At 59.0% G+C, this 14,192-nt stretch carries 13 protein-coding genes; 9 read left to right on the plus strand and 4 right to left on the minus strand.

The genetic code is table 11. From position 1 onward, the window contains the following. Positions 1–598: 598 nt before the first annotated feature. From KGB29_RS19870 to KGB29_RS19895, 6 genes are all read left to right on the plus strand, one after another. A complete protein-coding gene (locus tag KGB29_RS19870; RefSeq protein ID WP_150814841.1) occupies positions 599–1,375 on the plus strand; it encodes an ABC transporter substrate-binding protein in 777 nt (258 codons plus the stop codon). Between the two features lie 91 nt (positions 1,376–1,466). Further along, positions 1,467–2,156, plus strand: coding sequence for an ABC transporter permease (locus KGB29_RS19875; RefSeq protein ID WP_150814842.1), 690 nt, complete (start codon positions 1,467–1,469; stop codon positions 2,154–2,156). A gap of 12 nt (positions 2,157–2,168) precedes the next feature. Then, positions 2,169–2,867: an ABC transporter permease gene (locus KGB29_RS19880; RefSeq protein ID WP_090454843.1), complete on the plus strand. Its 699-nt coding sequence runs from the start codon at positions 2,169–2,171 to the stop codon at positions 2,865–2,867. A 9-nt stretch (positions 2,868–2,876) separates the two neighbouring features. Beyond that, positions 2,877–3,989 carry a succinylglutamate desuccinylase/aspartoacylase family protein gene (locus tag KGB29_RS19885; RefSeq protein WP_150814843.1) on the plus strand — a complete coding sequence of 371 codons (1,113 nt, stop codon included), beginning with the start codon at positions 2,877–2,879 and terminating at the stop codon, positions 3,987–3,989. 18 nt (positions 3,990–4,007) lie between these two features. Next, positions 4,008–4,772: an ABC transporter ATP-binding protein gene (locus KGB29_RS19890; protein WP_057715360.1), complete on the plus strand. Its 765-nt coding sequence runs from the start codon at positions 4,008–4,010 to the stop codon at positions 4,770–4,772. Positions 4,773–4,899: 127 nt separating this feature from the next. After that, the gene (locus KGB29_RS19895; protein WP_150814844.1) at positions 4,900–5,808 is read left to right on the plus strand and encodes a MurR/RpiR family transcriptional regulator; all 909 of its coding nucleotides are present in this window, start codon (positions 4,900–4,902) and stop codon (positions 5,806–5,808) included. A 57-nt stretch (positions 5,809–5,865) separates the two neighbouring features. Here the strand turns inward: KGB29_RS19895 and KGB29_RS19900 are convergent, their stop codons facing one another. The 3 genes from KGB29_RS19900 to kynU form a co-directional block, all read right to left on the minus strand. Beyond that, entirely contained in the window at positions 5,866–7,275 is a 1,410-nt protein-coding gene (locus KGB29_RS19900; RefSeq protein WP_150814845.1) for an amino acid permease, read from the minus strand. 85 nt (positions 7,276–7,360) lie between these two features. Further along, a complete protein-coding gene (locus KGB29_RS19905) occupies positions 7,361–8,674 on the minus strand; it encodes an OprD family porin (protein WP_150814846.1) in 1,314 nt (437 codons plus the stop codon). A gap of 99 nt (positions 8,675–8,773) precedes the next feature. Beyond that, positions 8,774–10,024, minus strand: coding sequence for a kynureninase (gene kynU / locus KGB29_RS19910; RefSeq protein WP_150814847.1), 1,251 nt, complete (start codon positions 10,022–10,024; stop codon positions 8,774–8,776). Between the two features lie 390 nt (positions 10,025–10,414). Between kynU and KGB29_RS19915 the strand changes: the two genes are divergently transcribed. Next, positions 10,415–10,888, plus strand: coding sequence for an Lrp/AsnC family transcriptional regulator (locus KGB29_RS19915; RefSeq protein WP_007971266.1), 474 nt, complete (start codon positions 10,415–10,417; stop codon positions 10,886–10,888). Positions 10,889–10,903: 15 nt separating this feature from the next. Here KGB29_RS19915 and KGB29_RS19920 read toward each other — a convergent pair whose 3' ends face one another. After that, a complete protein-coding gene (locus KGB29_RS19920) occupies positions 10,904–11,917 on the minus strand; it encodes an AraC family transcriptional regulator (protein ID WP_150814848.1) in 1,014 nt (337 codons plus the stop codon). Positions 11,918–12,296: 379 nt separating this feature from the next. Here KGB29_RS19920 and antA point away from each other — a divergent pair, with 379 nt between their 5' ends. Next, positions 12,297–13,688 carry an anthranilate 1,2-dioxygenase large subunit gene (gene antA / locus KGB29_RS19925; RefSeq protein WP_150814849.1) on the plus strand — a complete coding sequence of 464 codons (1,392 nt, stop codon included), beginning with the start codon at positions 12,297–12,299 and terminating at the stop codon, positions 13,686–13,688. Further along, positions 13,688–14,179, plus strand: coding sequence for an anthranilate 1,2-dioxygenase small subunit (gene antB / locus KGB29_RS19930; protein WP_150814850.1), 492 nt, complete (start codon positions 13,688–13,690; stop codon positions 14,177–14,179). Before antA ends, antB begins: the two co-directional genes overlap by 1 nt. Positions 14,180–14,192 lie beyond the last annotated feature (13 nt).

A 14,192-nucleotide genomic window follows, 5' to 3' on the forward strand; every position in this document is an offset into this window, starting at 1 on the left:
CCGCCACCGCCACCGCCGTGACCTCCACCGCCTCCACCGCTGCCGCCATCCTTGGCATACACGCTGGAGAAACTACCGATGTAATCGGGCACCAGGACAGTCGAAGCCGACAGGACTCCGCCGATTGCCAGAGCCAATAAACATTTCTTGAGCAGCATGCTGCACCTCCGCATGGAGTTGCGTACCCATCTCCGTATCGAACGCAATGTCCAGTGAGTTCCCGGCCGCCCGTTGGAGCGGCCGGCCAACCGGCACGGCCATCAATCTGCAGCATGAACGAGCTACTGCGGTATCCGCACGATCCCTGAAAGCCAGTTGGCATCGTTGCGTGGGAAACATTCCCATATTTTTTGGATAAGTGCTTTCAGCCCGAGTTCAAAAAATGAGCATCAGGGCTTACCCATGGGTTGAGCAAAAACGTCTACCTGGCCCAATGGAGCATCGTTGCGCTCAAAACTGATATGTTTATTTTCAGTTTATTTGCATATAGAATTTTATTGTGTCATTTATAGACTCGCCGATCACAGGACTGATCCACCACGCCAACCTGGATGGCGGGCACCCGTTTCCCCCAAATGCCTTCCAAGGAGTCAACAATATGAACAAGACAGAACTTCTAGGTGCTCTGGCGCTATGCGCTTTCAGCTTCCTGGCACATGCCGACGAAGACAGCCTGCGTATCGGTATCGAAGCCGCCTACCCACCCTTCTCCTTCAAGACACCAGAGGGCAACGTCAGCGGGTTCGATTACGACATCGGCAACGCCTTGTGCGAAGAAATGAAGGTCAAGTGCGAGTGGGTCATTCAGGAGTTCGACGGCATGATCCCGTCGCTCAAAGTGCGCAAGATCGATGCCGTGCTGTCGTCGATGTCAATCACCGAAGACCGGATGAAGTCCGTGGACTTCAGCAAAAAGTACTACCACACACCGGGCAAGTTCGCGATGAAGGCCGGCAACGTGATCAATGATCCTTTGGTGGACCTCAAGGGCAAGAAAGTCGGCGTGCAACGCTCCTCGACTTACGATCGTTTTGCCACCGAGCAACTGGAAAAAGCCGGCGTCGTCGTGGTGCGCTACTCCTCACAAAATGAAGCCTTTCTCGATCTCGCCTCGGGTCGTCTGGACGCCACCCTCGCCGACATCGTCAACACCGATGAGAGCTTCATCAAAACACCGGCTGGCCAGGGCTTCACCCTCACAGGGCCCGACATCAACGACCCGAAGTATTTTGGCCGTGGCGCCGGGATCGCCGTGCGCAAAGGCGACAGTGCCAACGTTGCGCGCCTGAGTGCCGCGATCGACGCCATTCGCGCCAACGGCAAGTACCAGCAAGTGATGGCCAGGTACTTCGCGTTCGATATCTACGGCAAGTAAGCCTTACCCATAGCCCCGGTGCCGGCCTATTGCAGGCGCCGATTCGGGCTTGTCTTGCGCGCCTCGCGGCGCTCGCTTGAGGAACTTCATCATGCTTCACGGCTACGGATCGAGCATTCTCGATGGCGCCTGGCTGACCATAAACCTGGCCCTGACTTCCATGTCCCTGGCGATTACCCTGGGCCTGGTCGGCGCGGCCTTTCGCCTGTCACCGCTCAAATGGCTGGCCCTGCTCGGGGAAAGTTACACCACCCTGATTCGCGGCATTCCAGACCTGGTGCTGATCCTGCTGATCTTCTACGGCGGCCAGGATCTGGTGAACCGCATTGCCCTGGCGCTCGGTTACACCCGCTATATCGACATCAACCCCTTTATCGCCGGCGTCTGCACCATGGGCTTCATTTTTGGCGCCTACCTCTCGGAAACCTTTCGCGGCGCCTTCATGGCAATCCCCAAAGGTCAGGCCGAAGCCGGCGTGGCCTATGGCATGGGCGGGGCGCAGGTGTTCTGGCGAATTCTGGTACCGCAGATGATTCGTTTCGCCATTCCCGGGTTCACCAACAATTGGCTGGTACTGACCAAATCCACCGCGCTGATCTCGGTGATCGGCTTGCAGGACATGATGTTCAAAGCCAAGAACGCCGCGGATGCCACACACGAGCCATTCACGTTTTTCCTCGCGGTGGCGGCGCTGTATCTGATGCTCACCAGCCTGTCATTGCTGGTGCTGCGCTATCTGGAAAAACACTACTCGGTCGGCATCAAAGCCGCCGAATTGTGAGGGGAGCCGCCCATGATTCTCGACTACAACCTGATTTGGGAAAACCTGCCGCTGTACTTCAATGGCGCCTTGTTGACCCTCAAAGTCCTGCTTATTTCCCTGGCCCTGGGCCTGGTATTGGCGATTCCACTGGCGTTGATGCGGGTGTCGCGATCACCGCTGATCAACTTCCCGGCCTGGCTCTATACCTACGTGATTCGCGGCACGCCGATGCTGGTGCAATTGTTCCTGATCTATTACGGCCTGGCGCAGTTCGAAGCAGTGCGCCAAAGCGTGCTCTGGCCTTACCTCTCCAGCGCTACCTTTTGCGCCTGCCTGGCCTTCGCGATCAACACCAGCGCCTATAGCGCAGAGCTGCTGGCCGGCAGTTTGAAATCCACCCCCCATGGCGAGATCGAAGCCGCGAGGGCCATGGGCATGTCACGCCTGACCCTGTATCGCCGCATTCTCATGCCGTCGGCCTTGCGCCGGGCATTGCCGCAGTACAGCAACGAGGTGCTGATGATGCTGCAAACCACCAGCCTGGCCTCCATCGTTACCCTCGTCGACATCACCGGGGCCGCGCGTACTGTCAGCTCACGGTTCTATCTACCGTTCGAGGCGTTTATCACCGCCGGCCTCTTCTACCTCGCCCTGACCTTCATTCTGGTGCGCCTGTTCAAGCTGGCCGAGCGCCATTGGCTGGCGTATCTGGCACCGCGCAAGCACTAAGGAGCTGCTATGGAGCACATTCAATACCTGTTGCCGTGGAGTGCCTCGGGCACCGAACGAACGCTGTCACTGTTTCGTTTTGGCAGTGGAGCACGCAAAGCGTACATCCAGGCGTCATTGCATGCCGACGAATTGCCAGGGATGCGCGTCGCCGTCGAGCTCAAGCGCCGTCTTCTGGAACTGGAAACACAAGGCCGCCTGACCGGGGTGATCGAGTTGGTGCCAATGGCCAATCCGATCGGTATCGCCCAGATGTTCCAGGCCACCCATCAGGGGCGCTTCGAGTTCTCCAGCGGCAAGAACTTCAATCGCGACTTCCCGGAGTTGGTCGATGCCGTAGCACCGCTGCTGGAAGGCCGATTGGGAAGCGATGCCGACGCCAACATCGCACTCATACGCCGCGCCATGGGCGATGCCCTCGCCGCCATGCCGGCACCAACCTCGGAACTCGACGGCCTGCGCCGCCTGTTGCTGCAGCATGCCTGTGACGCCGATGTGGTGCTGGACCTGCACTGCGATTTCGAATCGATCATGTTGTTGTATGCGATGCCACAAAACTGGCCAAGCCTGCAGTCACTGGCCGCTCGCCTCGGTGCCGAGGTCACATTACTGGCCGAAGATGCGGGCGGCAGTGCCTTCGACGAAGCCTGCGCCATTGCATGGCTACGCCTGGCCGAGCTGTTTCCCCAAGCCAACATTCCCCTGGCGTGCGTGGCCACCACCATTGAATTGCGTGGCATGGCAGACACCGAACGCGAGCAATGCGTCGACAGTGCCCAAGCCATTCTCGGGTATCTCGCCGAACAAGGCCTGATCAGCGGTGACTGGCCAGCGGCACCGCCGAGCCATTGCCAGGCCGTGCCATTCGCCGGCGCGCAGTACGCCTGTGCGCCCCATCCCGGTGTGGTGAGTTTTCTGCAACCGCTGGGCGCGCAGGTCAAGGTCGGCGATCCGCTGTTCGAGGTCATCGACCCGCTGACCGACCGCCATAGCGTGGTGAGCGCCAGCACCGACGGCATTCTTTATGCCCGCGAACGGCTGCGCTTTGCCCAGCCTGGATTGTGGCTGGCCAAAGTTGCCGGTTCTACCCCCATTCGCCAGGGTCGCTTGCTCAGCGACTGATTCCAGAGAGTTCAAACCATGTACAAACTTGAAGTTCAGGACCTGCATAAAAGTTACGGCGCGCACCAGGTGCTCAACGGCGTATCCCTGCAAGCACAGGCCGGTGACGTGATCAGCATCATCGGCTCCAGCGGCTCTGGCAAAAGTACGTTCCTGCGCTGCATCAACCTGCTGGAGCAACCCAATGCGGGCAATATCGTGCTCAATGGCGAACCGCTCAAGCTGGTGGCCAACAAACTTGGCGGGCTGAAGGCGGCCGAACCCAGGCAGTTGCAACGCATGCGTTCGCAGCTATCGATGGTATTTCAACACTTCAACCTCTGGTCACACATGAGCGCTCTGGAAAACGTCATGGAAGCCCCGGTGCATGTGCTGGGCCTGGGCAAGAAAGAGGCACGGGAAAAGGCCGAGCACTACCTGAACAAAGTTGGTGTAGCGCACCGCATGAACGCCTGGCCGGCGCATATGTCCGGTGGCGAGCAGCAGCGCGTGGCCATTGCCCGCGCACTGGCGATGGAACCGCAAGTGATGCTGTTTGATGAGCCGACTTCGGCGCTCGACCCCGAACTGGTCGGCGAAGTGCTTAAAGTCATGCAGGATCTGGCGCAGGAAGGCCGCACCATGGTGGTGGTGACTCACGAAATGGGCTTTGCCCGCGAGGTTTCGAACCAACTGGTGTTCCTGCACAAGGGCGTTGTCGAAGAGCGCGGCGACCCGCGCGAAGTGCTGGTCAACCCGCAGTCCGAACGCCTCCGGCAGTTTCTGGCCGGGAGCTTGAAGTAAGACCGCCGCCTAGCCATCGACTGCTCGGCGCTGCCCTGACAAGGTTGGCTTCGGATACACTCCAGCCAACCTTGTCAGGGCATCAGGCACAGCCCTTCTCTCACCTTCAGGAAATGTTGAGCCGGATATGCCCACCCCATCGAAAGACACCACTGTCTATGCCGCGCCGGTCATGCGCAAACTGACGGAAATCGTTTCCGAACTGCCGCCGTCATTGCGCAAGGTCGCGGACTTTATCCTGCGTCACCCGCTCAAAGCCGCGACGCTGACCATCGAGGAGATGGCTCACGAAACGTTGACCTCACCCGCCGCCGTCAACCGCCTGGCCAAAGCACTGGACCTCGGTGGCTACAGCGGCATGAAGGCCGAACTGGTCGCAACGTTGCAGCAAATGGTGTCGCCGGTCGACAAACTGCGCAACGAACTTGCCCATCGCCCGGGCGGCGCGTTTGGTCTGCATGAGCAACTCCAGAGCGCCAGCAGTAACCTGGCCACCGCTGCGGGCAACAACCACGCCGACACCTTTGAAGCCTTCGTCACTCGCCTGACCAAAGCGCGCAAAATCTACATCCTGGGCTTTGGCAACAGTGTCTACTTCGCCGGTCTCGCCGCCTCGACCCTGATGCCCTTTTGTGCGGACGCCACTGCCATCAGCATGGAGGGCGGTAACGAAAACGCCGCTTACCGTCTGGCCGCCATCACCGACCAGGACGTGCTGCTGGCGATCTCCCTGCCACGCTACTCCCTCGACACCCTGCAACTGGCACGCTTCGCCAATGAACGTGGCGCATCAGTGCTGGCAATTACCGACTCACCCGCCTCGCCGCTCACCGGCATTGCCGAGCACACGCTGTTTGCGCCTTGCGATCACCCGGTGCTGACCAGTTCCAACATCGCCGTACTGGCCTTGATCGAAGGCTTGGTCGCCGGCGTGATGGCACGCAATAAAGAAGCGGTCAAACTGGCAACCGAACTGACTGAAAGCGTGATGTCCTACCTGCACATCCCTGCCAGCGGTAAACCAGCGAAAAAGTGAGCGATGGAAATCCAACGCCCGCTTCTTGCTGATTGCCGCCCCGGCACGCCCTTCAGGCTATGGCTTGGGCTGCGCACTCAGCACCGCAACGGTCCTGGTTTTCCTGAAGAAAACACCGTAGACAATCGACAGCACCAGTAGGAACGGCACACCGAATACCAGGGTCATCTTGAAGGCTTCAGTGAAGTATGTCGTGATCATCACGGCCCCCATCAGTACCAGCCCGAGCAATGTGCTGTAGGGAAACAGGCGCATGCGGAACGACAGTTTGCGGTTGCCATTGCGTTCGTGAAAACGACGGAAACAGAAGTGCGTCAGGAAGATCATGAACCAGGTAAAGATCGCGCCGAACATCGAGATCGCCATCATCAGGGTGAACGAACTTTCCGGGTACAGGATGTTGAGCAAGGTCGCCAGGGCGATACCTGAACTGGAGAGCAACAGCGCGTTCAGCGGGATCCCGGTCTTGCTCAACACCCCCATGGATTTTGGCGCGTAGCCAGCACGGGACAGGCTGAACATCATGCGCGTGGTGATGTACAACTGGCTGTTCATGGCTGACAACGCCGCAATCAGGATCACGAAATTCATCACGCCCGTGGCGCCGGGAATGCCGATGGCTTGCATCACGGTGACGAACGGACTCTGGGCATGGCCAGCCTGGACCCAAGGCACGATCGCCAGCATCAACGCCAGGGTCAGCAGGTAGAACACCACCAGGCGCACGATAGTCCCGCGAAAGGCTTTCTTCACCGCTTGCTCCGGGTCTTTTGCCTCACCGGCAGCCACCGCGATCATCTCCACGCTCAGGTAGCTGAAGATCGACACGATCACCGCTATCCACATCCCTTGCAGACCATTGGGAAAGAAGCCGCCGTGAGCGCTGTAATTGTGCATGCCGTATTCCGGATTGCCGGAACCGAACACCACATACACCGCCAGGATGATGAAGCCGACAATCGCGCCGATCTTGATGGTCGAGAACCAGTACTCGAAGGTGCCGAAAGTCTTCACGCTGATGGCATTGAGCACGATCAGCACGCTGGAGAACGAGACGATCCATATCCACTCCGGCACGTTGGCAAACCAGTACTTCATGTACATCGCCACCGCCGTCACTTCCGTGCCCACCGCGAGCACAATCGCCGCCCAGTAGGCATAACGCACCAGGAACCCGGCCAGCGGGCTGACATAAAATTCGGCGTAGGCGCCGAACGAACCCGAGGTCGAATGGGCCACGGTCATTTCCGCCAGGCAGCCCATCAGCAGCAACGTGATGATTGCGCCAATGGCATAGCTGAGCAATACGCTCGGCCCGGCATAACCGATGGCATAGGCGCTGCCCATGAACAGCCCGGTGCCGATTGCACCGCCAATGGCGATCATGCTCATCTGCCCCGACGTCAGCTGACGCCGCAGGCCGTGTTCACGGTTGGATATCGTTTCGAAACCGGAGTTATCGGTCATTTTTATGTCCTCTGGATTTTGTCTTTCTTGAAGAGCACGTCGTGGGTTTAACGGTGGGGATCAGCCACACACAGCAGGACACGGATCAGAAAATACTCAGTGGATACTCGATGATCACCCGGACTTCGTTGTTGTCCGTGGTGTCGGCGCGGGCGACTTGCGCGGTGGAACGCACACTGGCCTGACGCACGCGGATTGAAAGATCCCGGGCCTTGCCCGACTGCACGACGTAGCGCGCCTCGATGTCGCGCTCCCAGCGCTTGCCGTCATCGCCGTAACGTCCGTAGGCGCCATTGGGGCCGCCGTCATAATGGCTGTCATCGATGTGGTCGCCATTGACGTAACGCGACATGAAGCTCAGGCCCGGCACGCCGAAAGGTGCCATGTCCAGGTCGTAACGCAGTTGCCAGGAGCGTTCGTTGGGGGCGTTGAAATCGAGGACCTGAATCGAGTTGGCGAGGAAAATCGAGGTGCCCGGTTGCCGATCGAACCCCAGGTAATCGAACGGTTCATCGCCATCGACCCGCTGGTACGCCAGGGTCACTCGATGGGCACCGAACCTGTACGCGGTGGACAGCGACCAGGTGGTGTTGTCGATCTTGCCGGCCAGGCTCTGGCCGCTGTCGTTGGTGCGATAGAGATTGAAATCCAGGTTCAGCGACTGGCCTTCACCAAGGGCATAGGTGTAGTTGGCGTTGCCGTAGTACTGGCGCCAGATGTCGGTGAACTGCGAACCGTAGAGGCTGACACTCAGTTGATCGCTCAGGGCGTAACTGCCGCCCAGATAATCGACGCTGCGGGTTTCCACGCCGGCGTACAGCGCTTTGAGCGCGCCATCGGCATTGGTCGAATTGCTGTCGTTACCGGCTGTGAAGTGACCGATGTCCAGTTGCAACGCCTTGAGTTCATTGCTGGTCAGCTGAAAGCCGGTGGCAACACTGGTAAACAATCGCGCATTGCCAGTGCCGAACACCGGGTTGAGCGGTGTCAGGTTGCCGTACTTGAGCTCGGTCTGCGAAATCCGCGCCTTCACCGCACCGCCCGCTTCGGAGTACTCATCCTCAGGGCGGCCATCGGAGTCGACCGGCAACAAACCCGTGCCCGTGCGTCCCTTGCCACTGTCGAGCTTGAGGCCCAACTGCGCATAGGCATCGACGCCGAACCCCACCGTTCCCTGGGTGTAGCCGGAGCGGTAATCGAGCATGATCCCGTGGGCCCACTCGTCCCGATAGTTCTGCCCGCCCGGGTTGTTGAGGTTATTGCGGTAGAAATAGAAGTTACGGTTGGTCAGGGTCAGGCTACTGTCTTCGACAAATCCGTTGTCAGAGGCAGCACAGGCCATTTGGCCAAGGCAACTGGAGATGGCGAGCGGCAAGGCAGGCCAGAGGGACAGTTTCATTCTGCGTGCTCCTTATTATTGTGATTGCAGAACTGGTTATTGGACGAGCGAAACCCTGCCGCGTGGAAAATCCCGCAGCAGGACACGGACATCGGGGGTTCAGGTCACGCTGTGGCGAACCTGGAATTGCGCTTGCGACCAGGTGTTCCGGTCGAGGATCTCGCCGAGGATCTGTACCGCATCCCAGACTTCGGTGAAGGTCGTGTACAGCGGGGTGAAACCGAAACGCATGATGCGCGGCTCGCGGTAGTCACCTATCACGCCCCGCTCGATCAGGGCCTGGATTACCGCATAACCTTCGGGGTGTTCGAAGCTGACGTGGCTGCCACGTTTGGCGTGCTCACGGGGCGTGATCAACTTCAGCTCGTGCGCCGCGCAACGCTGCTCGACCAATTCGATGAACAAGTCCGTCAGGGCCAGGGATTTGCGGCGCAAGCTGGCCATGTCGGTCTGGGCGAACACATCCAGGCCACACTCGACCATCGCCAATGAGGTAATCGGTTGGGTGCCGCACAGGTAACGCGCGATGCCGCTGCTCGGTTCGTAATGCGACTCCATGGCGAACTGCCGCGAATGGCCGAACCAGCCGGACAAGGGTTGCGGCACCAGATCGCACAACTGCGGCGAAACCCAGACAAAGGCCTGGGAACCCGGCCCGCCATTGAGGTATTTGTAGGTGCAGCCGATGGCGTAATCGGCACCCGCCTGGTGCAGGTCGACCGGCACCGCGCCGGCGGAATGGGCCAGGTCCCAGATGGCCAACGCGCCACATTCGTGGGTCAGCGCGGTCAACGCCTGCATGTCGTGCATGTAGCCGGTCTTGTAATTGACGTGGGTGAGCATGACCACTGCCGTGTCCTGGTCAATGGCTTGCGGCAACTGTTCGGGACTGTCGATCAGGCGCAGGGTGTAACCCTGTTGCAGCATCTGCGCCAGGCCTTCGGCGATGTACAGGTCGGTGGGGAAGTTACTCGATTCGCTGACGATCACTCGCCGCTGCGGCGACCTTGTAGCCTGTACGCGCAAGGCAGCGCTCAGCACCTTGAACAGGTTGATCGAGGTGGTATCGGTCACCACGACTTCACCCTCCCCCGTGCCGATCAAACCGGCCAGGCGATTGCCCAATCGCTCGGACAGCTCGCGCCAGCCTGCGCTGTTCCAGCTGCGGATCAAGCCATTGCCCCATTCCTCGGCAACCACCGCTTGCGCCCGCGCCAATGCAGCGACCGGCCGCGCACCCAGGGAATTGCCATCGAGATAGATAATCCCTTCGGGGAGCGCAAATTGCTGGCGCAGGGGCGCCAGCGCGTCCTGGGCATCAAGCGCCAGGCAACTGTTTCTTGTCGTCATCGGGTGTCCTGTTTTTTGTTATGCGACGCCATCCGGGCAGGTTGCATCAGCCGGTTCAGGCGCCCTGAATAAAGGCAATTCATCTGATACTGATCAGTTAACACTCAAAATTTGTGGGAGCGAGCTTGCTCGCGATGGGGGCCTGATGTTCAACATCAATGTTGACTAACCCGTCGCAATCGTCGGATCGCCGCCCGGAGCAAGCTCGCTCCCACAAGGATTGCAGTGTTCAATCGCTTAACCGACCGACACCAGGCAATTCGCCTGCCTTTCGATGGAGAGATAATGAACGAACCTTTGAAGAATTTTCGTGCAAAGTAACCGCCAACGTAGTAGTTATTTCGCAGAATATTCGAATCAAACCCCAATAAACGCGGATTTATTCAAACCATGAATCTTGACTCGACAGACCTGAGAATCCTGCATCAATTGCAACAGGATGGCCGTATCAGCAATCAGGAATTGGCGGAGAAAGTCGCCTTGTCACCCTCGGCTTGCCTGCGACGTTTACGCCTGCTGGAAAGCGAAGGAATCATCACCGGCTATCGCGCGGTGCTGAATGCCGAGCGGCTGGGCATTGAGCTGGAAGCCATCGTTCATGTGTCGTTGCGACAGGACGTCGAGGACTGGCACGAGACCTTCATCAAGAAGGTTCAGCAGTGGCCGGAGGTGGTCACCGCGTACGTCATTACCGGGGCGAGCAACTATGTGTTGCGGGTCCAGGCCCGCAACCTCAAGCACTTCTCGGATTTCATCGTCAATCACCTCAACCGCACCGCCGGCGTCACCGACATACGTTCGGAGATCGTCCTGCAAAAAATCAAGGAGCGCGAGCAGTTGCTCGATCTGGTGGTACGCAAGTAAGGCCGGGGCAGCCCGTCAAAGTCCCTGCTGGCGCCGGGCTTCGTTGCGCTGCAAGGTCATGCTCGGGGTTTCGTCGAACAGCTTGCGGTACTCGGTGGAAAAACGCCCCAGGTGCATGAACCCCCAGCCCATGGCGATCCCGGAAATACTGCGTGCCGTGCCGTGCTCGAGGATCTCCTGGCGGACGGCATTCAAGCGATACTTTTTCAGGTAGGCCATCGGCGAAAGGGCGAAGTACTTCTTGAATGCGTCGAACAACTTGAAGCGCGAAACGCCGGCAGCGGCTTCGATGTCCTCAAGATGCAGCGCTTCCCGCGCGTTGTCGTGGATGTATTGCCGGGCCCTGACCAGGTAGTGCGGCAACTTCACCCCCAGTGCGTCCCGCAGTTCTTGCGAATAGTTGTTTGGCTGGGCGAGGATCAAGCCTTTGATCAGCGAGCTTTCAATGTCCCGGGTGAAGGCCACCTGCTCGAAGAGTTCACTGCTGCGCTCCATCTCGTCGATGAAATAACGCGCCATGCGCCACCAGGACGCTGATGGCCCATCGATCGCATCCATCATCGGCTCGAAACGCAGCGGCGCATCCAGAGGCCGTTGCAGCATCCCCTCCAGAGCCTCGCTCATCGCCACTCGGGTAATCACCACCTGGACCTTGCGACAGTCACCGGAAATCGCCAGCAACTGGTTTTCATTGGGGGAAATGATGACCCCTTGATCGCGGTCGGACCTGACCACACTGCCATCCTTGCTCAGCTCCTGTTCACCCACCAACGGCAAGCTCAGGCTGTAGCTGCTGAAGTGCTCGGCGTCCTCGATATCGATGGTGACATCGGTACCGTATTCGATAGTGCCCAGGGTGGTGGCCATCGACTTGAACATGTTGGCGTTGTGATGAAAGCGGATCCGCTCGGGATTCGCGCTCACCAGCCGATGGGGTCCGCAGATACCGGACATCCAGCTTCTGGCGGCCTCCAGGTCATCGCTGTCGACACGAATGTCGCGAAACTGCGGATCGACTTTGTTGCTCATCACGGTGCACTCAAGGTTTTTTTTCAGCGCGCTCTGATGGCGCGTATAGGGTTTGCCAAGGCAAGTTCCAAGCCACAAAAAGACGGCGCTGACCGGGTGGATAGCAATCGCCAATTAAGTGGATAACGCCTGGCGACTGCAGCCTGGAAATGCCATCAAAGGGTCTCGAACGCCCGCTCGAACAGTACCTGATTACCGCAAACCGCAGCAGCCGTTTATCGCCTTGTGCATACCGCTGGGTATTCGCTGCCCAGCCCGCCCCTTGAGTGTTACCGCCAAACTTTACGGACTGCCTTCGCCCATAAAGCGGATAGACCCAGGCACGCCCCACTCCCTCTAATGACGCACCGATTAGCCCCAATAAAAACAGGTACACCTCATGAGTGGCGAAAGAAACGTCGAGCAATGGAAAACGTTTATCGAAAGCTGTCTGGACTTCCGTCCGGCAGAAGGCGTATTCCGCATCGCCCGGGACATGTTCACCGAGCCGCAGCTGTTCGATCTGGAAATGGAACTGATCTTCGAGAAGAACTGGATCTACGCCTGCCACGAAAGCGAGCTGGCCAACAACCACGACTTCGTGACCCTGCGCGCCGGCCGCCAGCCGATGATCATCACCCGCGACGGTGACGGCCAGCTCAATGCACTGATCAATGCCTGCCAGCATCGCGGCACGACGCTGACCCGCGTCGGCAAGGGCAACCAGTCGACCTTCACCTGCCCCTTCCATGCGTGGTGCTACAAAAGCGATGGCCGCCTGGTCAAGGTCAAGGCACCGGGCGAGTACCCGGAAGGCTTCGACAAAGCCACTCGCGGCCTGAAAAAGGCGCGCATCCAGAGCTACAAGGGATTCGTTTTCATCAGCCTCGATGTGCAGGCCGACAACAGCCTGGAAGACTTCCTCGGCGATGCCAAGGTGTTCTTCGACATGATGGTCGCCCAGTCGCCCACCGGTGAGCTGGAGGTACTGCCCGGCAAGTCGGCGTACACCTACGACGGCAACTGGAAACTGCAAAACGAAAACGGCCTCGACGGCTATCACGTCAGCACCGTTCACTACAACTACGTGGCCACGGTGCAGCATCGCCAGCAGGTCAACAGCGAGAACGGCACCGCCGCCAGCGGCACCCTCGACTACAGCAAGCTAGGCGCCGGCGACGCCAATACCGATGACGGCTGGTTCGCGTTCGATAACGGCCACAGCCTGCTGTTCAGCGACATGCCAAACCCGTCGGTACGCTCCGGATACTCGACCATCATGCCGCGACTGATCGAAGAACACGGCCAGCAAAAGGCCGAGTGGATGATGCATCGCCTGCGCAACCTGAACATCTATCCGAGCCTGTTTTTCCTCGATCAGATCAGCTCGCAATTGCGCATCATCCGCCCGGTGGCGTGGAACAAGACTGAAATTATCAGCCAGTGCCTGGGGGTCAAGAACGAGTCGGACGCCGACCGTGAAAACCGCATTCGCCAGTTCGAGGACTTCTTCAATGTCTCGGGCCTGGGCACACCGGATGACCTGGTGGAGTTCCGTGAAGCCCAGCGTGGTTTCCAGGCGCGACTGGAGCGCTGGAGCGACATCTCCCGCGGCAGTCACCGCTGGGCCAGCGGCGCCACCCCCAACAGCGAATCGATCGGCATTGCCCCGGCCATGACCGGCACCGAATTCACCCACGAAGGGCTGTACGTCAACCAGCACAGCAACTGGCAGAAATTCCTGCTCGATGGTCTGGACGCCAAATCCCTGAAACTCCGTGAGGTGCAATGATGAATGCGCAATTGCAGTACCAGGTCGAACAGTTTTTCTATCGCAAATCCGAACTGTGCGACGCCCAGGACTGGGATACCTACATCCAACTGTTCGCCGAACACAGCGAGTTCCACTTGCCGCAATGGGACTCCGAACATGTCTACACCCGCGACCCCAAGCGCGAAATGTCGCTGATCTATTACCCCAACCGTTCAGGGCTGGAGGACCGCGTGTTCCGTCTGCGCACCGGCAAGTCCGCGTCCTCGACGCCAATGCCGCGCACCTTGCATCAGATCAATAACGTGCGAATCAGCGAGCTGGAAAACGGCGAGTTGGAGGTGCGCCTGAACTGGCACACGCTGTACTACCGCCTGGCGACATCCGAACAGTTTTTCGGTCGTGCGACCTATCACCTCAAGCCCCACGCCGATAGCTGGCTGATCACCCGCAAGCATGTGTTGCTGCTCAACGACACCATCAACTCGGTACTCGATTTCTACCACCTCTGAACCCAAGGAGACC

Origin of the sequence: Pseudomonas sp. BF-B-30 (assembly GCF_019956305.1) — a bacterium.
In the GTDB taxonomy this organism is placed as follows: Bacteria; Pseudomonadota; Gammaproteobacteria; order Pseudomonadales; family Pseudomonadaceae; genus Aquipseudomonas; species Aquipseudomonas jessenii.

Excerpts from the sequence above, each read along its gene's own strand:
- KGB29_RS19870 (WP_150814841.1), top strand. The coding sequence starts at position 599 with ATGAACAAGACAGAACTTCTAGGTGCTCTGGCGCTATGCGCTTTCAGC.
- KGB29_RS19875 (WP_150814842.1), top strand. The coding sequence starts at position 1,467 with ATGCTTCACGGCTACGGATCGAGCATTCTCGATGGCGCCTGGCTGACC.
- KGB29_RS19880 (WP_090454843.1), top strand. The coding sequence starts at position 2,169 with ATGATTCTCGACTACAACCTGATTTGGGAAAACCTGCCGCTGTACTTC.
- KGB29_RS19885 (WP_150814843.1), top strand. The coding sequence starts at position 2,877 with ATGGAGCACATTCAATACCTGTTGCCGTGGAGTGCCTCGGGCACCGAA.
- KGB29_RS19890 (WP_057715360.1), top strand. The coding sequence starts at position 4,008 with ATGTACAAACTTGAAGTTCAGGACCTGCATAAAAGTTACGGCGCGCAC.
- KGB29_RS19895 (WP_150814844.1), top strand. The coding sequence starts at position 4,900 with ATGCCCACCCCATCGAAAGACACCACTGTCTATGCCGCGCCGGTCATG.
- KGB29_RS19900 (WP_150814845.1), bottom strand. The coding sequence starts at position 7,275 with ATGACCGATAACTCCGGTTTCGAAACGATATCCAACCGTGAACACGGC.
- KGB29_RS19905 (WP_150814846.1), bottom strand. The coding sequence starts at position 8,674 with ATGAAACTGTCCCTCTGGCCTGCCTTGCCGCTCGCCATCTCCAGTTGC.
- kynU (WP_150814847.1), bottom strand. The coding sequence starts at position 10,024 with ATGACGACAAGAAACAGTTGCCTGGCGCTTGATGCCCAGGACGCGCTG.
- KGB29_RS19915 (WP_007971266.1), top strand. The coding sequence starts at position 10,415 with ATGAATCTTGACTCGACAGACCTGAGAATCCTGCATCAATTGCAACAG.
- KGB29_RS19920 (WP_150814848.1), bottom strand. The coding sequence starts at position 11,917 with ATGAGCAACAAAGTCGATCCGCAGTTTCGCGACATTCGTGTCGACAGC.
- antA (WP_150814849.1), top strand. The coding sequence starts at position 12,297 with ATGAGTGGCGAAAGAAACGTCGAGCAATGGAAAACGTTTATCGAAAGC.
- antB (WP_150814850.1), top strand. The coding sequence starts at position 13,688 with ATGAATGCGCAATTGCAGTACCAGGTCGAACAGTTTTTCTATCGCAAA.